Here is a 21,583-nt window from a genome sequence, read left to right as displayed (position 1 = left end):
TACTTTCAAATAGCTTGTATAGTATAGTGAACAAGTTAGAATCAGCCCCATCAGGAGCCAATTCAACTTACGTTTTCCTATGCTGATTTTGCCAACTTTTTAGCTAAATCTTTCGGACATAAGTGAGTGTAGCGCTTCAAACTGGCAAGATCTTTATGGCCAGTAATAGCTGCTACTTCCATCATTTGAAGTCCTTTCTCAAACAAGCGACTGGTCGCTTCATGGCGCAGGTCATGAAACCTAAGGTCATCAATACCAACTCGTTTTACGATCTTTCTGAAGGCAGCACCAACTGAATCACCACGAATATCAAAAATTGGCCCTGAAGGTTTTCTAGGTTGAGCCAAAATGATCTGCTTCGCTTTCTCTGATAGAGGAACTGTTCGACTTTCTTTATTTTTAGTATCTTCAAGGAAAATTGTAGATCCTTCTTCGTCGAAGTGCTCCCAGCGCATACAGGCATACCCATACTTTGCCAAAGCTGTTTTTCTCCGTGAGTTGACCATTTCCCCTCTACGCATTCCCGTTTCCAGTGCGATAACAATAATATCATGCAAGGGGCCGCCATATGCTCTTGCCTCTACTAACAGGCGCTCTTCTTCCTTCTCAACTTTGTACAGTCTTCTTTCACGGGCACGCCCTTTAGGTGGCAGCGAGACAGGGGCTACAGGATTGCCAGCGGGTAAATAAATATCCCACTCATTCATTGCATAAGTGAACATCCGTTGGATCAGACTCATTTCTTTCCGAACCGTATCCCCTTTGACGCTTTCAAGCCGATAGGCTTTGTAATCTCGAATCGTGTGGACAGTCACATCAATCAAGCTAAGACCTGCAAATACTTTTTTCAAACGATTAATCATCGAGAGAATATTATCAGCAGACTTAGCATTGATCAGGTGCTCATCCCAGTAGCGTTCCAGAGCAGAAGATACCAGCATCTCTTCTGCAACGTCAGTTGATTTAAAGATTGACTGATCCATTTGGGTTTCAACTTCACGAACCCAGCGTTTTGCATCTGTCTTAGTAGCAAATGTCTTTGTTTGTGTTTTGTATCCCTTACGGCGAATTTTCGCCTGCCACTTACCATTGTCGCGCTTTGTGATTGTTGCCATAAATAAACTCCTTTTTTAACTGCAATGCCAACGGTGAACATCATCGCAAATGCTAAAAAATAAGTCTGGGGCAAGAAAATTGAAAAAATTGCCCCAATTACAGAGCTGCCAGTATGGTAAATAGAAATATTTTGAAAAATTCATGGTATACGCCTCGTGATGACAAATAAGACCCAAAAAAAATCTTGGTGTCCCAGAATTGTCCCAAAGGCTAAAAGAGAGAATGGCCCACCCGAGAGGATTCGAACCTCTGACCCCTGCCTCCGGAGGGCAGTGCTCTATCCAGCTGAGCTACGGGTGGTCAATATATTAGGCGCTCACAATGTTAGTAAAAACTAACTTAATGTCATAATGTGAACTCTTGTAAGCATGCTTAAAGTTCACTATCCAACAACTCCCGTCATTTGATGCCTCCCCTTCCGGAGGGCCACGTGATATCCATTTCACCACGAGAGCACATTTGTCGTCGTCAATACTGACTCGCGATATCAGCATGACAACCCGGCAATGATAATGGCATCTTGTGCTAAATGCTAGCATCGAGGCCTTTATATGCACATAAATTCAGCAATTTGCATTAAAACACTTCACTTTCGTGCAGAACCAAGGTATTAACGTATACTTAATAAAATTAATAACAAGGTGGCTGTATTGCCATGTAAGGGGAATTTGATCATGAGTTTAATGTCTACAGAGCAAGTCGCGGAGTTTTTAGGTGTAAAAGTCGAACGCGTAAAACGTCTTGCTCGCGAGCATTTACTGATCTCGAAATCACAAGATGACAAAGGGGAGCCTTTGTTTGATCCAGAAGACGTAAAAAAATATAAAGAACTTGCCGAGCGAATTGGCGGTCTTTAATTTTTAGCTTTTTCTATGAAGTGGTTAAGCTGTATTAGCAGGGGCGCCACTTTATCCATCGCACCACGTTGTTCGTACCAACAAATACATAAAAGCAAAAACAGCGCATGAAATGCCGCAAGCTTTTCAACTGATAAGTAAAACTCGTGATGTTCGCACACTAACGCTTGATAGCGTTTAAGCAACGCCAGTTGCTGCTCATCATTTAACGCAAAGCTCACCACCAGCGCAGCTAAGTCAAAATAAACATCGTTGCTTTTGGCATACTCAAAGTCGATTAAAAACATACCCGACTCATTCACAATGATATTTTCTTTCACTAAATCATTATGACAAAAGCCCATGTCTTTAGGCGCTGAAGCAATATAAGCCAGTGACCGTTCAATTAGCTCAGCATGTTGCTGGTAACGCTCTGTTTCCTGGTAGTAGTTAATTTCGTAAGCTATATCCATCGGCTCAGTAAGCACAGGGTAACGGTGTAAATTAACTAAGTCGGGCAATAAGCTACTACAAAATTCACCGCTGGCAATACTACCTGCCACGTATTCGAAAATAGCCGTATCGGTTGCTTGCTCTAACCAAAGTGGGTCTGGGCAGCAGCTTTGCTTTGCAAAATGCGCTTGCGCTGCAAGACCAATCGCCGGCCAGTGGTCGCGATAGTGCTTAACCAAGAAATCTTGGCTTGCTGTTTTAACTAGGTAGTTATCATTGCTTAACCCCTCAACCAGTGGACTGATTGAGGTGATGACTAAACGTGAGTTGAAGCGCGTAAAAAGCGCGTGAATTTGTTGCTCAGTTTTCATCTATAGCTGTGCAAGCGGCTTAGCCTGATGCTGCTCGTATTCTTCATACCAGGTTTTAAAGCCCCACGCGGCCATAATGGTGTAAAACACGAAAAGTACTAAGGTTGGGTAATACCCTTTTTCAAAGTATAGGTACATAGATGCTGCATCAATCACAATCCAGTACAACCAGTTTTCCAGTACCTTCTTGGCAACAAGGTAGGTTGTCACCACCGCAAAACAGGTGGTAAAGCTGTCTAAATAAGCAAAATCAGCGTGAGTGTAATTGGTCATCACAAAACCTATGGCAACTGAAGCCAGTGAGGTGGCAAGCAAAATCACCGCATGACGCTTTAACGACCATGAAATAATGGGCAGATGATCTTTATTATTCATGCCCCTGCGCCAAACCACCCAACCATATACCGCCATATACATGTAGTAAAAATTAAGTAGCGACTCCATCAACAGTGCGCCATTCCAGTACATTACGGTATAAATAAAGGTGCTCACAAACGCGGCTGGCCAACACCATAAGCTTTCTTTAATCGCTAACAGTAAATACGCCATCGATAAGGCAACAGCAATATATTCCCAATGCGACATGGCAGTAAAGCCAGAGAAGGTTTCGCTTAAAAATTCCATAACACGCGCTACTTTAGGGTTTAGTCTTCGCTAGGCGACAAGTCACCATGTAAGAATTTACAGACGAAAATAGCTTTACCAAACTCTTCATAAGAACGTTTGATTTCAGTATTGAGTACAGACATCACTAAATCATAATCACCAAAAATCTGAGTAGATAAGGTGTTGGTGATCACTTTAAGACCTTCGTAACTGTTTACGCGGTCAATAAAACCTTTGATAAACGGAATGTAGTCTTGATGTAGTGGGTACTTACTGATCTCTACTGAAAGTTTCATTATGATTTACCGAGTCTTTGAAAAGTATTGCATTGTAACCCGCTTATACTAACAAGTCATGGCTATGGTTATTTTTTAGTGTAAAATTAGCCCCGATAAACATTGAGGATTCATTATGGCACGCCGCATTACCTACAAATTTAAAAATCAGCCTCGCGAAATCAATTTTGCAAAAGATAAATACCGCGATATGTACCATGCTATTGCAGCGGCTGAAGGCATTGATTTAACCAATTATTTAAAGATGGAACAGCAAGTCGAAATGACTTCAAAAGGCTCTGCAGCAGTACGTAACTTTCGTGACCAAGAATTCGCACGAATGGGTTTCAGTGACGTGTATTTTATTAAAGAGTAACAAAGTTACTCTTGATACTCGTAGCTTACACGTGGGGTGATATTACACAGTAACTCGTAAGGAATGGTTGTTGCGCACTGGGCAATCTCTTCAACGGGTAGCTCAGGCCCCCACATAATCACCTCATCACCCACTTTGATGTTGTCGCGGTTATCACCAATATCCACCGTGATCATGTCCATCGCTACACTGCCAACAATACCATAGCGTTGCGATTTAATAACCACAGGTGTGCCCTGCTCAGCATGACGAGGATAACCATCACCATAGCCCATCGCAACCACCGCAAGCTTAGTCGGTTTATCGCTATGCCAACGCCCGCCATAGCCAACACACTGTTCGGCATCGACATCGCGTATCGCGATAACTCGCGTTGTTAAACGCATAACAGGCTCTAGTCCGTGCTGTTGCCCTACGCCATTAAGCATTGGCGATACGCCATACAGCATCAAGCCAGGGCGCACCCACTCGCCATGACCTTTTGGCCAAGCAATAATGCCAGCAGAGTTTGCAAGGCAATGCTGCTCACTTTTGCCATCTGCCAAAGAATCAAATAAGGCAATTTGCTGAGCGGTTTTTTCATCATTGATGTCATCGGCGCACGAAAAATGCGTCATTAACTTAATGTCATCACGGGCATTTGGGCTTGCTTTTAAGCGACTGTAGAAAGACTCAAATTGCGATGGCGCAATACCCAGTCGATGCATCCCCGTATTCACCTTTAACCAACACGCAATTGGTGCATCAAGGCTTGTATTTTCAAGCGTTGCGAGCTGATTTTCATCGTGAATAATGGTTTGAAAGTTATTGGCCAGCAAGATAGGTAAATCATCTTTATGAAAAAAACCTTCAAGCAATACAATCGGTTTTGTCAGCCCACCTGCACGTAGCGCTAACGCTTCGTCTATTCGAGCAACCGCAAATGCATCCGCATCATTTAGGTATTGAGCAATTTTAACTAAGCCATGGCCATAAGCATTGGCTTTAAGCACCGCCATTACTTTGCAACCAGGCGCAAAGCGCTTCACTTGCGCTAAATTATGAGCAAGTGCTTTTAGATTGATTTCGGCAATGGCTAAGCGCATTAGTATTCGTCGTCCATAGCTGGACCCGCGTAGTTATCAAAACGCGAGAATTGACCTTGGAAGGTTAAACGTACTTTACCGATAGGACCGTTACGTTGCTTACCTATGATGATTTCGGCCACGCCTTTTTCTGTACTGTCTTCGTTATACACTTCATCACGGTAAATAAACATGATTAAGTCGGCATCCTGCTCGATTGAGCCTGATTCACGTAAGTCGGAGTTGATTGGGCGTTTATCGGCACGTTGCTCTAGGGTACGGTTAAGCTGCGATAGTGCAATAACCGGACATTGCAGCTCTTTTGCCAGTGCTTTTAATGAACGAGAGATTTCAGCGATCTCTAAGGTACGGTTATCCGACAAGCTTGGCACACGCATTAACTGCAAGTAGTCGACCATGATCATACTAATTCCGCCATGGTCGCGGGCAATACGACGTGCACGCGAACGCACATCTGTTGGTGTTAGGCCCGATGCATCATCAACATACATCTTACCTTTTTCCATCAACAAGCCCATGGTTGACGACAGACGCGCCCAATCGTCATCATCTAGCTGACCGGTACGAACTTTAGTTTGGTTAATACGACCTAGCGATGCCAGCATCCTCATCATGATTTGCTCTGAAGGCATCTCTAGTGAGTAAATAAGTACAGGCTTATCTTGTGTCATGGCTGCGTGTTCGGCTAAGTTCATCGCAAAGGTTGTTTTACCCATCGATGGACGTGCCGCCACAATGATAAGGTCAGATGGCTGCATACCCGCCGTCATTTTATCTAGGTCAGCATAGCCGGTACTTACACCCGTCACACCATCTTGTGGCGACTGATAAAGCTCTTCAATCTTATCAACAGTTTTTTCTAAGATACTGTGTAAGTTTTGTGGGCCTTCGGTGCTTTTACTACGCTGCTCAGCAATTTTGAATACTTTACTTTCAGCAAAATCGAGTAGGTCATGACTGGTACGCCCTTCTGGGCTAAAACCAGCTTCTGCTATTTCGTTCGCAACACCAATCATTTCACGAATAACAGCGCGCTCTCGCACGATATTCGCGTAAGCATCAATGTTCGCCGCACTTGGTGTGTTCTTAGCAATTTCAGCGAGGTAAGCAAAGCCACCAACACTACTTAACTGATTGTTTTTCTCTAAGCTCTCAGAAATAGTGATCAAATCGATTGGATCACCGCCTTCAGCAAGATTCACCATCGCTTCAAAAATCAGCTTATGGGTTCGGGTATAAAAATCCTGCGCAACCACTAACTCAGCAACACGGTCAAACGCCTGATTATCAAGCATTAAACCACCTAAAACAGATTGCTCAGCTTCTATTGAATGGGGAGGGACTTTTAACGTATCGACTTGCTTATCTGGTTTGGCCATAACATCACAAAACTAAAATTGAATGGCTCTATTCTATCTACTTGCAATGGCTGTGCAAATAGTAAAGCGGGAAAACTTCCCGCTTTATTGTAACCCTAATCGTTATTTCTGTTTACGAAGTTCAATGCGTCCGCTAATCGTATCCATTTCGATATCAGCATCCCCACCGTTAATACTAAATTCTAAGTCGCTAGATGGGCCGTATTTCGCCTTCGTTGCTCTGTCATCACTAAGCTCATTAACGATTTTACCGTTAGCATGAGCTTCAATTTCAAACTTTGCCGATACATCAGCTGGAAAGTAAAACTCGGCGTCACCACTGACTGATTCAAAACGAATATTAGCATCTTCAAGCAGCTTATTGATGTGAACTTCAGCTTCACCATTTACGGTATTGATGCGCAGTTTTTTAATTGCATCAAATGCAAAGTCGATATCACCGTTTACATTTTCAAGGCGAACATCTTTTGCTTGGGTTTTTGACTTAATGTCGCCATTCACCGCGGTAAAGCGTAAAGCACCTTGCGAGTTTTTATCGTTAATTTCACCATTGACTGTTTCAAAGCGAATATCACCGTTTAAATCATGAGCATTCACATCACCATTAACCGTTTCAAAGCTCATGTTGCCGCGAATATCTTGCACTGTGATATCACCGTTGACGGTATCAATCTCTGCGCCTGCTTCAAGCTCTTTAGCACTAACTGTGACATTCACTCCGGCAAATTCAAGCTCACTACTTTTTGGCATGTAAATGGTTAAACGAGAACCGTCACCACTATTCCAACCACCTAAATTACGCGGCATTTTTACGATAAATTCAACACGGCTGCCTTCAACCTCTAAGCGATAGCCTTGTGCCTTATCGTCAAGCTCACCTTCGATTTTAAGTTGTGGTTTATCCCACCCTTCAATGCGTACATCACCACGTTGGTTTTCAATAAAAATGCGTTTATTTTCAGGTACATCAATTTGCTCATTAATGGTTTGTCCCGCCATTGCCATCAGTGGCAGTAATCCTAAAGTTAAGGCTAGTAATTTCATAATTGTCACTCCTAAATCGTTTGCCACTTCGGTGCATGCACCTTGTTAATTAAGTCCAGTTGTTGCTGATAAACCTGCGACAGCATTTGTAATAAAGCTGGGTTTTCAGGTTCATTCTCAAGTGCTTGCTTAATGGCACTTTCGGCTTCTTCTAACTCTTTTAGTTGTTGCTGCCAGTTATCGGTTAACGCAGGTTGATTTTGATACTGCACTAACAAACCTTGCTTTTGCTTGGTAAAATAGTCGCTCATTGCCATCATGCTATTTGGCTCACCTTGGCCAACAAAAAGCTGTACGGTCAATAGTGCGGCAATACAACAAGCGGCAACTGCAGCGAGTTTATTCCAGCCATGGTTTGGCTTATCAGGTTGCCCTGTTGCAATTGCTCGCTCAACACCGGGCCAGAGATCTTTGTCTGGGCTAATATCTTGCTTATGGTTAAGCGAGTCATTTAAAAATTGTTCAAATTCTGGCTTACTCATTTTCATACCACTCTTTTAATAACTGCCTTGCACGGTGAAATTGCGATTTACTTGAACCGACCGCCATATCAAGCATGCTTGCTATTTCTTCATGGCGATAACCTTCAATTGCATGAAGTACAAACACCATACGCGCTCGCTCAGGTAGTCTCAGTACTAATTTATCGAGGCCGTTAAAACCATCGCAATCTGCTGCGCTTTGCTCATCCATACCGCTTTGTTCAAAACTCACTACTTTTTGAAACCAGCTTTTATGTTTGCGAATGTAGCTAATCGCAATATTGCTGGTAACACTATGTAACCAAGTCGAAAACTGTGAGCGTCCATCAAAGTTAGCGATTTTGTGCCACAACTGTACAAACACTTCTTGTGTTGCATCTTCGGCGTGCTCTTTGTCTGCAAGTAATCGCAAACAAAGGCTATAAACTCGCTTCACATGCAACTCATAAAGTGTTGCATAGGCAGCTTGATCACCGCTTTTTACGCGCTCTATCAAGGCATGCTCACTTTGCTGGGCGAACGCTTGTTCTGCATCTATCAACATCCTGGATGTTGTCCTTTATGATTATTGTTGTGAATTTAGTGTATTAGACGTAAGGAGGGATTCAAAAGGTTTAAATGAAATTAATTTTTTTTGTGTAAGCTACAAATAATTGAGCTTACACAATTTTATTTGGGGTTTGCGTTATTCTCCAGGTGATGCTTCGCTTTCTTCTTCAGCTGTTTCTGCGGTTTTGTAGCTCCAACCTAAAAATACGATGCGTGCCGAAGAAGCAGGCGTGCCGCCATTTTGTACTTGTAATAAACCTGCATCATAGTGAGCGCCACTGCCCCCTGATGCAGTAATTGTTGAGCCACGTACACTACCAAACAGCTCGCCACTGCCCGATAGCTTCACTGTTGTCAAAGGTGCATAAATAGCCGCATATAAATTCGCAGCACCACTAAATTGCACGCCATTTACACCATTAAATGATGAATAAAATGATAACGACGGATGGCCACTGGTGGTTAATCCTTCCTGCTCAGTAATGACTTTTGCGCCTGCACCAATATTTACTTTTCCGGTTAATAACACTGTTAAGCTACTGTCTTTTTTGATTGTTAAGCTGGTATCCCCTTCCATCGAAAAGTCGCCATCAATCAGTAAAATAACATCACCACCAGAAACTTCCATTTTGCCGTCACTGGTCATTTTGAGCCTATCAAGTGCAAAGATATACTCTTTACTGTTACTGCCATTAGCTTGGTTTTGCGCTTTAGAGTTAAACAAGAAAACATCGGCAAGGCTTGGCAAAATAACTTGGCTACCACCGCTACTAAAAAAGCCCTTTTCAGTATTAAGTTTAAATTGTTGCGTAGGACCAATCGAAACAGAACTATAACTGCTCACTTGGTCTGTGATGTCTGTCATTTTCTCTGGCAAAATTAACGGGTCGCAGCTGGTGTCTGGATTTGTTGGGTCATAATCAGGGGCTGTTGGGTCAGCAACAGTTATCGGCTCAACATTCGGGTTTACATTAAACTTGCTATCACTGTAGTGCACACCATCTTGTTGATTATTGTAGGTGTCTTTAAAATCGCCTGAGCCGCCATACATAATATCCAGAGCTTCGTCTTGGCTATTAGTGATGAATGTAGACCACTGCATTTTTGCATCACCATTTGCTCGCACAACCCCCGAAACAGTCCCACCACGATGGGTATAATAACCTCGGGTATAAACATTACCGTCAACACGTAAACCACTGCCAGGAGAAATATAAACACCGGTATTTGAATGGATATTACCAATAATTGGTGATGAACCATTTAAGTAGATAACCCCGGTCGCTTTCACATCGCCCTTTATCGGTGAATGACCCGATAGCACCACATCTGAATCACCAGCAATCGTTGAAACATCACCATCATTCGACTTTGTTTCTTCGTAGGTGCCTTTGCTCGAATCATAGCTGTCGATACTACCACTACCCGACAAGTTAACCCCTTTACAGCCCACCATCGCATTAGTGAAAACAGAACTGCCTTTCGCGCCTTGTACTGCAAAACGGGCGACTAAGTTACTTTGTGCGTCACCATCAAATCGTTGCCCTAAGCTTGCAACTTCAAGCTCACCGTCAGCATTTTGACTTAAACTGGCATTAAAAATGGCATCATCAGCGATAACACCAGAGCCCGATGCATTACTGGTTTTACTGATCAAATCTTCAACCGCTAATACGCCTTCATCATTCAAGGTTTGTTGCAATAACTTAGCTTGCTCAAACACACCTTTTTCTGCCAATAAGCGGCTGTTTAATTTCTTTTGGAAGTTACCACTTAAGCGCTCTTGAACAACGTTTTCACGTAGCGAACTAAGCACCACGATGCTGGCCATACTGGTTAAGATCAACACTGTAATTAAGGTGAAACCATTTTGCTTGTTATACACTGCCAGCTCCGTATGCTTTGACTAATATTGCATTGGTTAACGCAATATCAATATTAATACCATTGCCGAACTGAGCAGGTAAATCATTTGGCTTTACAGTAACGGTTACAAGCTCACCGGCGATATCAAATGACAAAGCTTCGATACCTGTCAGTAATCGCTCTGAGGCAGCACCATCGAGTGAACACATTAAGTTGCTACCATTTAAGCTATATACTTCAACCACCTGCGCAGTTGTCGCAGATCCATCACAGGCAATGACACCACTAGGCTGAGTAATAGTAATCGTGCTTTTATCTGCACTGATAGTCGGTGTTAGTTGTGTTTGCTTTATGCTGCGGTTGAATACTTTACTGGTATAGCGAATCACTTCTTGAGCGTTTTCAAGCTCTTTACTCACTTCAATCGTGCTTTTAATCGCCGAGTAAGACAAGCTTACCCCAGCTAATAAAAAAGCGCCTGCTGCCAATGCCACCATCAGTTCAACTAAGGTAAAACCCTGAACGCGTTTATTCATGAGCACACCGCCGTTAAATCAGGGAAACTGGCATTTAGACTAATTTGATTTTCTGCATTGTCTGTCATGCGCTTATCGACCCAAGCCACATTAACTTGCATATCATCACTGTAAGTAGCTGGGATCGTCAGTTGATAATCACTCACTTGTGGCGCGAGCGAAGCTCTAAATGTCGCGTCTTGAAAAAGTGCGGTATTGGTTTTTTGAATTTCACAAATACGCGGCCACAAACGCTCAATGGTATTTTGCCCTTGAATAAGTGACACGGTGTAATTAAAGCTATTGGTTGCATATTGCAGCGATTTGAGCTGCGCTGCCGCCAAGCCTAATAATGCGATGCCAGCGATCACCACTGAAATCATCACTTCTAATAATGAAAAGCCTGCCTGCTTATTCATGCACATCCTCGCTGTGAATTTTCTACTAACCAGTTTTGGCCACTTTTAAGCACACACATCACGTAATCTGTGGTGTTTGTGTGTTCATCTTTCACTAAAATTTCAGCTTGTTTATCAACTTCACCACTGGCACTAATGGACAATGCGACTAAGTTGACGGTAACACCGCTTTTTGTGACCGAAAATTCTTTTAAAATCGTGTCTACGCCCCCCTCGTTGAGGGTCACTTGCCAACTATTATTACTGACAACTAGGTTAATAGGTTTGTCGCGTTTGACCGCTTCACTGCGTGCAAATTTATAGGCGCTATTTAATTGATTTGCAGTTGTTACCACGCGATCTTGCAAAATTTGTTGGCTAAAAGACGGAAAAGCAAGGGCTGCCATAATGCCAATAACACTCAGCACAACCATTAACTCAATTAAGGTAAACCCTGCAATTCGACGCAATTGTGTTACTCCCAGCAATCACTAAATGAAGCGCTATAACTACCATCATGTTTAACGGTTAAGTCACCACAGCGATCACTTGCTTGCGCCGAACCCGATTTAGGAGCGGCTTTTAAACTGTAGCCACGATTTTTAAAGTCGCTTACAGCACCTGATACTTTATCTGTTGCTGTGTAGGTAAAGGTGTAATAATCAGTATTTTGGGTTACGAATGCATTAGGGTACCCGCCATTTCGTGAATAAATACGTTCAAGACTGGCGCTGTATTGCAGTAACTCTTGTTGAATATCAGCACGGCGACTACGTTGCATGTGCTCAGTGTAAGCAGGTAGTGCTACGCTATACAGAATCCCTAAAATAGCGATCACGATAAGAATTTCTACTAATGTAAATCCTGTTTGTTTACCCATTCCATGTGGTACTAATGCACTTTTCAACCTCAACCCCTTAATACTTTTTAACCAGCACAATATAAATGACAGCGTTGTCAGTGTCAATTTTAACCAATTTACTTTTACTCATTCGATTATACTAATAAGAACAAGAAAATTAAGAAAAAAGAACGCATGTTTGTAAAATAGGTAAGATTATAGGATTGGTATTTGTGTGTTTAAAATATAGAAACTAATACTATTAGATGGTAACCGAGGAAGCAATAGCGGTACAAAATGCTACAATTCATAAATTTCAGGCACAAAAAAGCCGCACCTAAGTGCGGCTTTTTTTACTTAATATTGCTATTAAGCTTCAGCGATAACGATTACTTTGATAGTAGCCGATACGTCTGAGTGTACTGCGATTGCTACGTCAAATTCGCCAGTCTCACGGATAGTACCTAGAGGTAAACGAACTTCTGATTTAGCAACTTCAACGCCAACAGCTGAAATAGCTTCAGCGATGTCGCGAGTACCGATAGAACCGAATAACTTGCCTTCGTCACCAGCTTTAGAAACTAGTGTAACTTCAGCTAATGCTTCTAACTTGTCAGCGCGAGCTTGAGCAGCAGCTAGATCTTCAGCGATCTTAGCTTCTAAATCAGCACGACGTGCTTCGAAAGTTTCGATGTTAGCTTTAGTTGCAGGAACTGCCTTACCTTGTGGGAAAAGGAAGTTACGTGCGAAGCCAGATTTAACTACAACCTGGTCACCTAGGCCACCTAGGTTTGCGATCTTGTCTAGTAGAATAACTTGCATGTCTCTACACCTTTTAAAAACTGTTAATCCGCTGCTTACTTATGTAAGTCAGTGTATGGAAGAAGGGCTAAGTAGCGAGCACGCTTGATAGCAGTTGCTAGCTGACGCTGATATTTAGCGCTAGTACCTGTGATACGGCTAGGTACGATTTTGCCACTTTCTGTAACATAGTTTCTAAGAGTAGCTAGATCTTTATAATCGATTTGTTGTACGCCTTCCGCTTTAAAGCGGCAGAACTTACGACGTCTGAAATAACGTGCCATGAGTAAAATTCCTCAAAAAATTCTTTCTATATGTTGAGCATGCAAGACCAATTGGCTTAAGCCGTTTCGGCCTTCGTGACGGTTTAAAAACCCCGTCACTTGCACTTGTTGCCCAACGTGCAATTGTTGAGTTTGTTGTTGCATTGGCGTGCCGCTGGCAACAACTTGAAGCCTGACATAACTATTACGGTTAAGGTCTGCTTCAATTTGCATCGATTTATGTTCAAGAACAAAAATACAATGCGGTATACCAGCAGGGCTTTGACTATATTTAGGTGTTTTACAAACAACCCCAGATAGTGTCAGCTGATTCATATAAGGATTAAGCGGTTGGCTCATCTTTTTATCTCAACTGCAAGCGCCATGCTTGAACTCAAAACGATTAAGCAGCTGGTGCTTCTTTCTTCTCTTCTTTCGCAAGAGGAGATGCTTCAGTTACAGCGTCTTTAGTACGCATAACTAAGTTACGAAGCACTGCATCGTTGTAGCGGAAAGTAGTTTCTAGCTCGCTGATTACTTCAGTAGGTGCTTCAACGTTCATAAGAACATAATGAGCTTTGTGAAGCTTGTCGATTGGGTAAGCCAATTGACGACGGCCCCAGTCTTCAAGACGGTGGATAGTACCACCAGCTTCAGTGATAGAACCAGTATAACGTTCGATCATACCAGGTACTTGCTCACTCTGATCAGGGTGAACCATGAATACGATTTCGTAATGACGCATGGATATTCCTTACGGTTAATAGAGCCTTCTACCGTTTCGGCCAGTCGGTTTAAGGCAAGGAATTAAATTTAATAAGCCGAAATGAGCGCGCATTTTACGCTTAGATTGATAATTAAGCAAGATAAAACAGCAAGCCAAGCTAGATTATTGTGCCCTATTAAGGTTTTCTAAACGCTAAAAACAAAAAACCCAGCCGAAGCTGGGTTTTTGATATTCTGAAAACTAAAATTACTTGATTTTAGCTTCTTTGAAAATCACGTGTTTACGAGCTTTAGGATCGTATTTTTTGATTTCCATTTTTTCAGGCATGTTACGCTTGTTCTTGTCGGTAGTGTAGAAAAAACCAGTACCAGCAGTTGAAACTAAACGGATCTTATCGCGCATGATTCAGTTCCTTAAACTTTTTCGCCACGAGCACGGATTTCTGTAAGAACCGCGTCGATGCCTTTTTTATCGATAATACGCATACCTTTAGTAGTAGTGCGTAATGTTACAAAACGTTTTTCACTTTCAACCCAAAAACGGTGAGTTTGTAGGTTAGGTAGGAAACGACGTTTAGTCGCGTTTCTCGCGTGTGAACGGTGGTTACCAACCGCTGGACGCTTACCTGTAACTTGACATACTTTAGACATGTCTATATATCTCCAATAACTTCGCTCGAGCTTAATTTTCCCTTAGGCCAGTATTTGTGCCCCGGGATAAATCGAAGGGCGCTCTTTATACAGCTTATACAGGCAAAGATCAAGTAACAGATCTTATCCAATCAGCTCATGTGTAAATTTGATAGCGGCTAATTATAAAGATCGAATGCCCTTAGGGAAAGTAAAAACTGCATTTAAATTAAACTAATTTCTAAAATCGCCCTAAACTGCTCATTTTTAACACACTCTCTAATACAGTTGGCTCTATATAAGCCCTCTTTCAGCAAACGAAACACAATTTTCACCACCCACTATGATGTGATCCAGCACATTTATGTCAATTAAGGCTAAGGCTTGCTGTAATTTTGTGGTGATTAATTTATCGGCCTGACTAGGTTCAGCAACCCCACTTGGGTGGTTATGAGCAAGTATTAGTGCCGCCGCATTATTACGCAGTGCTGCTTTAACAACTTCGCGTGGGTAAACAGAAGCGGCATTAATAGTGCCGTAAAAAAGTACTTCGTCTTTAATTAGCTGGTTTTGACTATCTAAGTACAGCACCATAAATACTTCTTGCTGTAAGCCTCGCAGCTGAATAGTTAAATAGTCATACACGGCTTGCGGCGAAGTAAATAGTGCCTCGCGCTTACATTGCTCAAGCATATAGCGCCGGCTTAGCTCAAGTACCGCTTGAAGCTGCACATACTTAGCGGCTCCTAAACCCTTTTGGGCACAGAACTCTTGTTCAGATGCATTAAATAAGTCGTGCAAAGTGCTGTTTATATCGAGCAGGTGCTCCGCCAGCTCAATGGCATTCATACCCGGCACACCGGTACGTAAGAATATTGCTAATAACTCTGCATCTGAGAGTGCTTTGGCTCCTTGGGCAAGTAACTTCTCCCGCGGCCTTGCTGATAAAGGTAAATCGGTTAATGGCATTGCTTCATCCTTAAAACAACTATTCCACTTATTAAACTGTACTATAAAATCCAATTTTTTCCTGTCTGTATAAAAGAAAACTTCATGCTATCGGTAAAGATTTGCTATCGTTAGCCCATATCGAAAAAGGTTAAATTTCACGTAATGACAAAATCAGTAAATAAAAAAATCCTGCTAGGTATGAGTGGTGGTATTGCAGCCTATAAATGTGCAGAACTTGTTCGCCGTTTAAAAGATCAAGGCTGTGAAGTAAAAGTCGTCATGACCGACTCAGCAAAACACTTTATTACTCCTTTAACTATGCAAGCGGTTAGCGGTGAGATTGTTTCTGATTCATTACTCGACCCCGCAGCAGAAGCCGCAATGGGCCATATCGAATTTGCCAAATGGGCAGACCTTATTTTAGTCGCCCCAGCAACCAGTAATATTTTAGCCAAAATGGCGATGGGTATTGCAGATGACTTACTAACAACTCTACTACTGGCTACTCCTGCAAAGGTAGCTGTTGCACCTGCAATGAACCAACAAATGTATGCCCACCCTGCTACACAAGCCAATCTTGCCACACTTAGTGAGCGTGGCGTGGCTATTTGGGGCCCAGGTAAAGGCGAGCAAGCCTGTGGTGATGTTGGAGCAGGCCGCATGTTAGAGCCTCATGAGTTAGTCGCGCTTTGTACACAACCTGAAGTAGAGCCACTACTTAAAGGCAAAACCATCACGATTACAGCAGGACCAACCCGAGAAGCCCTCGACCCTGTTCGTTATATCTCTAATCACAGCTCAGGCAAAATGGGTTATGCCCTTGCAGAAGCTGCACTTGCGCTAGGTGCAAAGGTAAATCTGATTTCAGGCCCCGTAACAATTGCAGCACCTGCTAATGCCCTGCTTACTAATATAGAAAGTGCTGAGCAATTACTTACCGCCTCAATGAAGCTTGCTGTGCAATCGGATGCTTTTATCGGCTGTGCAGCAGTGGCTGATTACCGTGCAGCTGCAATTCATGAGCAAAAGATGAAAAAGCAAGGTGATGAACTGACCCTTACCTTAGTTAAAAACCCAGATGTTATCGCTAACGTCGCTGCGCTTAGCGAAAACCGCCCTTATACCGTTGGCTTTGCGGCAGAAACTCAAGATGTTGCAAGCTATGCACAAGGTAAATTAAAGAACAAAAATCTCGATATGATCTGCGCAAATGACGTATCAAAAGAAGGCCTTGGCTTTAATTCTGATCATAATGCTTTAACACTCTTCTGGCACAATGAGCAGCTAGATTTAGCAATGGGAAGTAAAAAAGATTTAGCCATGAGCGTAATGACTGAGCTTGCCAAGCGTTTGTAAAAATGCTGGAAAGAAACTGAATAAAACATTAACATAAGCCACTCATTTGCACAAAAAATGGCTTGTCTGACTCCCAACAGCGCAAGTAATAAATTATAAGAAAGGAATGGTCATGCCTGCGACAAAAAGAAGTAATCGCAAAGAGCAGATTCTGCAAGCACTCGCACAAATGTTAGAAACCAGCCCAGGTCAACGTATCACAACCGCAAAGCTCGCGGCCGAGGTAGGTGTGTCTGAAGCTGCGTTATATCGTCATTTTCCGAGTAAAGCACGGATGTTTGAGGGCCTAATCGAGTTTATTGAAGATACCCTGTTATCACGCATTAACCTCATTTTAGAAAATGAGAAAGAAAGCCAAACACGTGTATACAATATTTTGCTGTTATTGTTAGCCTTCGCCGAGAAAAACCCGGGCATTACCCGCATTTTGACCGGTGATGCCTTACAAGGTGAGCAAGAGCGTTTACGTGAGCGTGTACAAGGCTTATTTGAAAAGCTAGAAACTCAGTTCAAGCAAGTGCTACGCGAACGCAAACTTCGCGAAGGTAAAGCATTCCAGTCAGACGAAAGCACCCTAGCCAACTTCTTACTCGCCTATGTAGAAGGTAAGATGAATCAATTCGTGCGCAGCGACTTTAAAGCAAAACCAAGTGCACAATTTGAAAAACAATGGCCAGAGCTACAAAAGATTTGGTTGTAGGAAGTTTCAAGGGGAAAGGATAAAGTAGTAAGTTGCCTGATCACTCGAGAGCAGTCACGTTTGTTGTAATGCATGTAGGTACTTTAGTGCCTAAGTGTTTGAACAATTCACGGCTAAAGCCATTCCCACATTTGATATAGGCGTGAAATTTATTTCGCGTGTAAGATCTTTTTGCACAAAGAGAACTGAATGAGAAGAGAATGAGGAAGTGATAATAATGCTTTGTTTTCTCTAATTCGCAGCACCTCTTGGCCTCTTTGTGAATATTAACTTACTTCGCTTTTTTCTTCCCTGATCTTGATTTTATTTCGATTGTCGCCATATCTATTCAGTAATCTTGTTTTCACCCTTTTTGTGGGGTTAGATCAAAGATTATGGCTGATTTTTTAATTTTCTTGCCGAAATTCCATATCTTCACACACAGAAGGTTTGATGTTGCGCAGACTCTGGTATGATAGCGCACGAAATAAGCGGTGTTTTGAACAGCGTACTGATAAATTGTTAATTAATATGCCCTACATCATGAGCATAAGCGCATATTAATTATCAATTGAAGAAAGTGGGTTAGCTAATGACTAGCTAACAAAGAATATATTGTAACGGTTTTATCATGATATCTAATTTATTTACCAAGATTTTTGGTAGTCGCAATGACCGCACTATTAAAAACCTAAGAAAGACGGTCGCTCTAATTAATGCGCTTGAAAAGCAATTAGAAGCGCTTTCTGATGAAGATTTAAAAGCAAAAACAGCAGAATTTAGAGAGCGTTACGATAACGGACAAAGCCTAGATGACATTTTACCAGAAGCATTTGCTGTGGTACGTGAAGCATCTAAGCGTGTAAACGGCATGCGTCACTTCGACGTACAGCTACTAGGTGGTATGGTTTTACATCAAGGTCGCATCGCAGAAATGCGTACCGGTGAAGGTAAAACACTAACTGCAACATTACCTGCATACCTTCGTGGTTTAACAGGTAAAGGTGTTCACGTAATTACCGTGAACGACTACCTTGCAAAACGTGACGCCGAAACTAACCGCCCATTATTTGAGTTCTTAGGCCTAACAGTAGGCTGTAACGTACCAGGCATGATGCCACAGCAAAAGAAAATCGCTTACGCTGCCGACATCACTTACGGTACCAATAACGAATTTGGCTTTGATTATCTGCGCGATAACATGGCATTTAGCATTGAAGAGCGTGTACAACGCCCACTTTACTACGCTGTAGTGGATGAGGTGGATTCAATCCTAATCGATGAAGCGCGTACGCCGCTAATTATCTCAGGCCCAGCTGAAGACAGCTCTGAGCTTTACATCGAAATCAACAAAATTGTGCCTGACCTAGAGCTTCAAGAAAAAGAAGATGAAGAAGGCGTTGAAGGCGACGGCGATTACACGATCGATGAAAAGTCTAAGCAAGTTCACCTAACAGAGCGTGGCCAAATTAAAGTTGAAGAGCTACTAATTGAGCGCGGCTTAATTCAAGAAGGTGATTCACTTTACTCAGCTTCTAGCATCACATTATTAAGCCATGTGTATGCGGCACTTCGTGCTCACAAGCTTTATCAAAAAGACGTTGATTACGTTGTTAAAGAAAACGAAGTTATCATCGTTGATGAGCACACAGGCCGTACAATGGAAGGTCGTCGTTGGTCAGAAGGTTTACACCAAGCTGTTGAAGCAAAAGAAGGTGTACGCATTCAAAACGAAAACCAAACATTGGCATCAATCACATTCCAAAACTACTTCCGTTTATACGACACACTAGCGGGTATGACAGGTACAGCAGACACAGAAGCGTTTGAGTTCCAGTCTATCTATGGTCTAGACACAGTAGTAATGCCAACTAACAAACCGATGATCCGTGACGATCGTGCTGACCTTGTATACCTAACACAAGAAGAAAAGTACGAAGCAATCCTTGCTGATATCAAAGATTGCCAAGAACGTGGTCAACCGGTACTTGTGGGTACTATTTCTATCGAAAGTTCTGAGTACTTATCGCAGTTCTTACGTAAAGAAAAAATTAAGCACAACGTACTTAATGCTAAGTTCCACGCGCAAGAAGCAGACATTGTTGCCGATGCCGGTTTACCTGGCACAGTAACTATTGCAACTAACATGGCCGGTCGTGGTACCGATATCGTGTTAGGTGGTAACTGGACCAGCGAAGTTGAAAAGCTAGAAAACCCAACAGATGAACAAATCAAAGCGATTAAAGATGAGTGGCAAAAACGCCACGATGCAGTAATCGAAGCGGGTGGTCTACACATCATTGGTACTGAGCGTCACGAATCTCGTCGTATCGATAACCAGTTACGTGGTCGTTCTGGTCGTCAAGGTGATGCTGGTTCAAGCCGTTTCTACCTATCAATGGACGATGCGCTAATGCGTATTTTCGCTGGTGAGCGCATGACTAACATGATGCGTAAACTAGGTATGCAACGCGGTGAAGCGATTGAGCACCCTTGGGTAAACCGCGCAATCGAAAACGCACAACGTAAAGTTGAAGCACGTAACTTCGACGTTCGTAAGCAATTACTTGAGTACGATGACGTAGCAAATGACCAACGTCGTGTTGTTTACTCGCAACGTAACGAATTACTTGAAGAAGGCGATATTTCAGAAACAATCACTGCAATTCGAGGCGATGTGTTAAATGGTGTGATTGACCAATTCATTGCACCGCAAAGCCTTGCTGAAATGTGGGATATCCCAGGTCTTGAAGAGCGCTTAAAACAAGATTTCTTAATCGAGCTGCCAATTTCACAATGGCTAGCTGAAGATAGCAAACTATACGAAGAGAAGCTTCGTGAGCGTATCGAAGAAGCGGTTGAGCAAGCGTACAAGCAAAAAGAAGAGATGGTAGGCGAGTCTGTACTACGTCAATTCGAAAAAGCGATTATGCTACAAAGCCTAGATCAACACTGGAAAGATCACTTAGCTGCGATGGACCACCTTCGTCAAGGTATCCACTTACGTGGTTACGCACAGAAGAATCCTAAGCAAGAGTACAAGCGCGAGTCGTTCGAGCTATTCTCTGAAATGCTAGAGAACTTAAAAGTCGACGTTGTGGGTATTTTAAGTAAAGTACAGGTGCGCGCTGAAGAAGATGTTGAGAAAGTTGAAGAGCAACATCGTCGTAGCGAAAATGCACCACGTGAATACCAACACGAAGAAGCTGAGCACATCGGTGGTGAAACACCAGAAGGTGCTGTAGTTACACAACGTGCAGAGCCAAAAGTAGGCCGTAACGAGCCGTGTCCTTGTGGTTCAGGTAATAAATATAAGCAGTGTTGCGGTAAATTAAAATAACCAAAACACGGTGATAAAAAGCGACGCTTGCGTCGCTTTTTTTATGATTAAGGAAACAACAAATGACTAAAAAAGTAGTGCATGTTGCTGTTGGCGTTATTTATAAAGATCAGCAATTATTTATTTGTAAGCGCCCAGACGACAAACACCAAGGCGGCTTATGGGAATTTCCAGGCGGCAAAGTAGAGCAGGGCGAAAGTGTATTTACTGCGCTACAGCGCGAGCTGTTAGAAGAAGTAAACCTAACCGTAAACGCCAGTGAAGAGCTAATGGTTATCGAACATGACTACGGCGATAAATGCGTACGCTTAGATGTGCACATTGTTGATGATTTCACAGGCACAGCCCATGGCGCAGAAGGCCAACAAGGCAAATGGGTCGCACTCAGCGAGCTTGATGATTACAGCTTCCCTGCCGCGAATGTTGAGATTATCGAAAAGATAAAACAATGGTTTGAGTTTTAAGTAGAAACTGTGTTGTTTGTAGGCCTTGCCAAGCTACCTCGGCCCTATGATGTATTTGCGCCCTTGTGCCTCTTCTCCTACTCGGTGTTTTAACACACTAACGGCTTTACAGGCTATCAAGGGTGGGTCTAACCGCTTAACGCAGGTTCTTGGTCAATACTGTTGTTTCTGTTATTGAAGG

General features: G+C 42.6%; 27 protein-coding genes and 1 tRNA gene. 6 read left to right on the top strand and 22 right to left on the bottom strand.

Annotated features, from left to right (window positions below):
• Positions 1–77 precede the first annotated feature (77 nt).
• Together HUS62_RS16180 and HUS62_RS16175 are read right to left on the bottom strand one after the other, a co-directional pair.
• On the bottom strand, positions 78–1,115 hold the full coding sequence (locus tag HUS62_RS16180; RefSeq protein WP_175080376.1) for a site-specific integrase: 1,038 nt from the start codon (positions 1,113–1,115) through the stop codon (positions 78–80).
• Positions 1,116–1,339: 224 nt separating this feature from the next.
• Positions 1,340–1,416: transfer RNA gene (locus HUS62_RS16175), tRNA-Arg, on the bottom strand.
• 374 nt (positions 1,417–1,790) lie between these two features.
• On the opposite strand from HUS62_RS16175, the gene HUS62_RS16170 reads away from it, so the two are divergent.
• Positions 1,791–1,973: a helix-turn-helix domain-containing protein gene (locus HUS62_RS16170; protein WP_054563404.1), complete on the top strand. Its 183-nt coding sequence runs from the start codon at positions 1,791–1,793 to the stop codon at positions 1,971–1,973.
• Here HUS62_RS16170 and HUS62_RS16165 read toward each other — a convergent pair.
• From HUS62_RS16165 to HUS62_RS16155, 3 genes are read right to left on the bottom strand one after another with little or no spacing between them, the layout of a single operon-like run.
• A complete protein-coding gene (locus tag HUS62_RS16165; protein WP_175080374.1) occupies positions 1,970–2,776 on the bottom strand; it encodes a phosphotransferase family protein in 807 nt (268 codons plus the stop codon). The genes HUS62_RS16170 and HUS62_RS16165 overlap by 4 nt on opposite strands.
• On the bottom strand, positions 2,777–3,400 hold the full coding sequence (pnuC, locus tag HUS62_RS16160) for a nicotinamide riboside transporter PnuC (RefSeq protein ID WP_058583797.1): 624 nt from the start codon (positions 3,398–3,400) through the stop codon (positions 2,777–2,779).
• A 20-nt stretch (positions 3,401–3,420) separates the two neighbouring features.
• Entirely contained in the window at positions 3,421–3,678 is a 258-nt protein-coding gene (locus tag HUS62_RS16155) for a YkoF family thiamine/hydroxymethylpyrimidine-binding protein (RefSeq protein ID WP_054563401.1), read from the bottom strand.
• A 115-nt stretch (positions 3,679–3,793) separates the two neighbouring features.
• On the opposite strand from HUS62_RS16155, the gene HUS62_RS16150 reads away from it, so the two are divergent.
• Positions 3,794–4,033: a DUF2960 domain-containing protein gene (locus HUS62_RS16150; protein ID WP_054554201.1), complete on the top strand. Its 240-nt coding sequence runs from the start codon at positions 3,794–3,796 to the stop codon at positions 4,031–4,033.
• A gap of 5 nt (positions 4,034–4,038) precedes the next feature.
• Here HUS62_RS16150 and alr read toward each other — a convergent pair whose 3' ends face one another.
• The 17 genes from alr to radC all read right to left on the bottom strand — a co-directional run bounded on the left by alr (position 4,039) and on the right by radC (position 15,581).
• Positions 4,039–5,118, bottom strand: coding sequence for an alanine racemase (gene alr / locus HUS62_RS16145; protein ID WP_175080372.1), 1,080 nt, complete (start codon positions 5,116–5,118; stop codon positions 4,039–4,041).
• Positions 5,118–6,497 (bottom strand): replicative DNA helicase, encoded by a 1,380-nt coding sequence (gene dnaB, locus HUS62_RS16140; RefSeq protein ID WP_058583799.1) that lies wholly within the window; start codon positions 6,495–6,497, stop codon positions 5,118–5,120. Before dnaB ends, alr begins: the two co-directional genes overlap by 1 nt.
• A gap of 102 nt (positions 6,498–6,599) precedes the next feature.
• A complete protein-coding gene (locus HUS62_RS16135; protein WP_175080370.1) occupies positions 6,600–7,541 on the bottom strand; it encodes a DUF4097 family beta strand repeat-containing protein in 942 nt (313 codons plus the stop codon).
• A gap of 11 nt (positions 7,542–7,552) precedes the next feature.
• Complete coding sequence (locus HUS62_RS16130) at positions 7,553–8,029, bottom strand: hypothetical protein (protein WP_175080368.1); 477 nt, start codon at positions 8,027–8,029, stop codon at positions 7,553–7,555.
• Entirely contained in the window at positions 8,016–8,567 is a 552-nt protein-coding gene (locus tag HUS62_RS16125) for an RNA polymerase sigma factor (RefSeq protein ID WP_054554197.1), read from the bottom strand. The genes HUS62_RS16130 and HUS62_RS16125 overlap by 14 nt, the downstream gene beginning before the upstream one ends.
• A 141-nt stretch (positions 8,568–8,708) precedes the next feature.
• Positions 8,709–10,457 carry a PilX N-terminal domain-containing pilus assembly protein gene (locus HUS62_RS16120; RefSeq protein WP_282658486.1) on the bottom strand — a complete coding sequence of 583 codons (1,749 nt, stop codon included), beginning with the start codon at positions 10,455–10,457 and terminating at the stop codon, positions 8,709–8,711.
• On the bottom strand, positions 10,450–10,974 hold the full coding sequence (locus tag HUS62_RS16115) for a prepilin-type N-terminal cleavage/methylation domain-containing protein (RefSeq protein ID WP_063528379.1): 525 nt from the start codon (positions 10,972–10,974) through the stop codon (positions 10,450–10,452). Before HUS62_RS16115 ends, HUS62_RS16120 begins: the two co-directional genes overlap by 8 nt.
• Entirely contained in the window at positions 10,971–11,372 is a 402-nt protein-coding gene (locus HUS62_RS16110) for a prepilin-type N-terminal cleavage/methylation domain-containing protein (protein ID WP_054563395.1), read from the bottom strand. The genes HUS62_RS16115 and HUS62_RS16110 overlap by 4 nt, the downstream gene beginning before the upstream one ends.
• The gene (locus HUS62_RS16105; RefSeq protein ID WP_175080366.1) at positions 11,369–11,821 is read right to left on the bottom strand and encodes a GspH/FimT family pseudopilin; all 453 of its coding nucleotides are present in this window, start codon (positions 11,819–11,821) and stop codon (positions 11,369–11,371) included. Before HUS62_RS16105 ends, HUS62_RS16110 begins: the two co-directional genes overlap by 4 nt.
• A gap of 5 nt (positions 11,822–11,826) precedes the next feature.
• Positions 11,827–12,258 (bottom strand): type IV pilin protein, encoded by a 432-nt coding sequence (locus HUS62_RS16100; RefSeq protein WP_306464842.1) that lies wholly within the window; start codon positions 12,256–12,258, stop codon positions 11,827–11,829.
• Positions 12,259–12,561: 303 nt separating this feature from the next.
• Positions 12,562–13,014 carry a 50S ribosomal protein L9 gene (rplI, locus tag HUS62_RS16095; protein ID WP_054554192.1) on the bottom strand — a complete coding sequence of 151 codons (453 nt, stop codon included), beginning with the start codon at positions 13,012–13,014 and terminating at the stop codon, positions 12,562–12,564.
• Positions 13,015–13,049: 35 nt separating this feature from the next.
• Entirely contained in the window at positions 13,050–13,277 is a 228-nt protein-coding gene (gene rpsR, locus HUS62_RS16090) for a 30S ribosomal protein S18 (RefSeq protein ID WP_002962753.1), read from the bottom strand.
• A gap of 12 nt (positions 13,278–13,289) precedes the next feature.
• Positions 13,290–13,592 (bottom strand): primosomal replication protein N, encoded by a 303-nt coding sequence (priB, locus tag HUS62_RS16085; RefSeq protein WP_175080425.1) that lies wholly within the window; start codon positions 13,590–13,592, stop codon positions 13,290–13,292.
• Between the two features lie 67 nt (positions 13,593–13,659).
• On the bottom strand, positions 13,660–14,001 hold the full coding sequence (rpsF, locus tag HUS62_RS16080) for a 30S ribosomal protein S6 (protein WP_036973113.1): 342 nt from the start codon (positions 13,999–14,001) through the stop codon (positions 13,660–13,662).
• 228 nt (positions 14,002–14,229) lie between these two features.
• The gene (gene rpmG / locus HUS62_RS16075; RefSeq protein ID WP_022946036.1) at positions 14,230–14,385 is read right to left on the bottom strand and encodes a 50S ribosomal protein L33; all 156 of its coding nucleotides are present in this window, start codon (positions 14,383–14,385) and stop codon (positions 14,230–14,232) included.
• Between the two features lie 11 nt (positions 14,386–14,396).
• Positions 14,397–14,633, bottom strand: coding sequence for a 50S ribosomal protein L28 (gene rpmB / locus HUS62_RS16070; protein WP_036973115.1), 237 nt, complete (start codon positions 14,631–14,633; stop codon positions 14,397–14,399).
• Positions 14,634–14,906: 273 nt separating this feature from the next.
• Entirely contained in the window at positions 14,907–15,581 is a 675-nt protein-coding gene (gene radC, locus HUS62_RS16065; protein WP_175080365.1) for a DNA repair protein RadC, read from the bottom strand.
• A gap of 144 nt (positions 15,582–15,725) precedes the next feature.
• On the opposite strand from radC, the gene coaBC reads away from it, so the two are divergent.
• The 4 genes from coaBC to mutT all read left to right on the top strand — a co-directional run bounded on the left by coaBC (position 15,726) and on the right by mutT (position 21,402).
• Entirely contained in the window at positions 15,726–16,919 is a 1,194-nt protein-coding gene (gene coaBC / locus HUS62_RS16060; protein WP_175080363.1) for a bifunctional phosphopantothenoylcysteine decarboxylase/phosphopantothenate--cysteine ligase CoaBC, read from the top strand.
• Positions 16,920–17,031: 112 nt separating this feature from the next.
• Positions 17,032–17,619 carry a nucleoid occlusion factor SlmA gene (gene slmA / locus HUS62_RS16055; RefSeq protein WP_054554189.1) on the top strand — a complete coding sequence of 196 codons (588 nt, stop codon included), beginning with the start codon at positions 17,032–17,034 and terminating at the stop codon, positions 17,617–17,619.
• Positions 17,620–18,229: 610 nt separating this feature from the next.
• Positions 18,230–20,938 (top strand): preprotein translocase subunit SecA, encoded by a 2,709-nt coding sequence (gene secA, locus HUS62_RS16050; protein WP_175080361.1) that lies wholly within the window; start codon positions 18,230–18,232, stop codon positions 20,936–20,938.
• 62 nt (positions 20,939–21,000) lie between these two features.
• Entirely contained in the window at positions 21,001–21,402 is a 402-nt protein-coding gene (gene mutT / locus HUS62_RS16045) for an 8-oxo-dGTP diphosphatase MutT (RefSeq protein WP_175080359.1), read from the top strand.
• The last annotated feature ends 181 nt before the right edge of the window (positions 21,403–21,583 follow it).

The organism is Pseudoalteromonas sp. 0303 (genome assembly GCF_013349995.1).
Lineage (GTDB): Bacteria > Pseudomonadota > Gammaproteobacteria > Enterobacterales > Alteromonadaceae > Pseudoalteromonas.
Note: the sequence above shows the minus strand (reverse complement) of the source record. Positions and strands in the feature narration are given on the sequence as shown.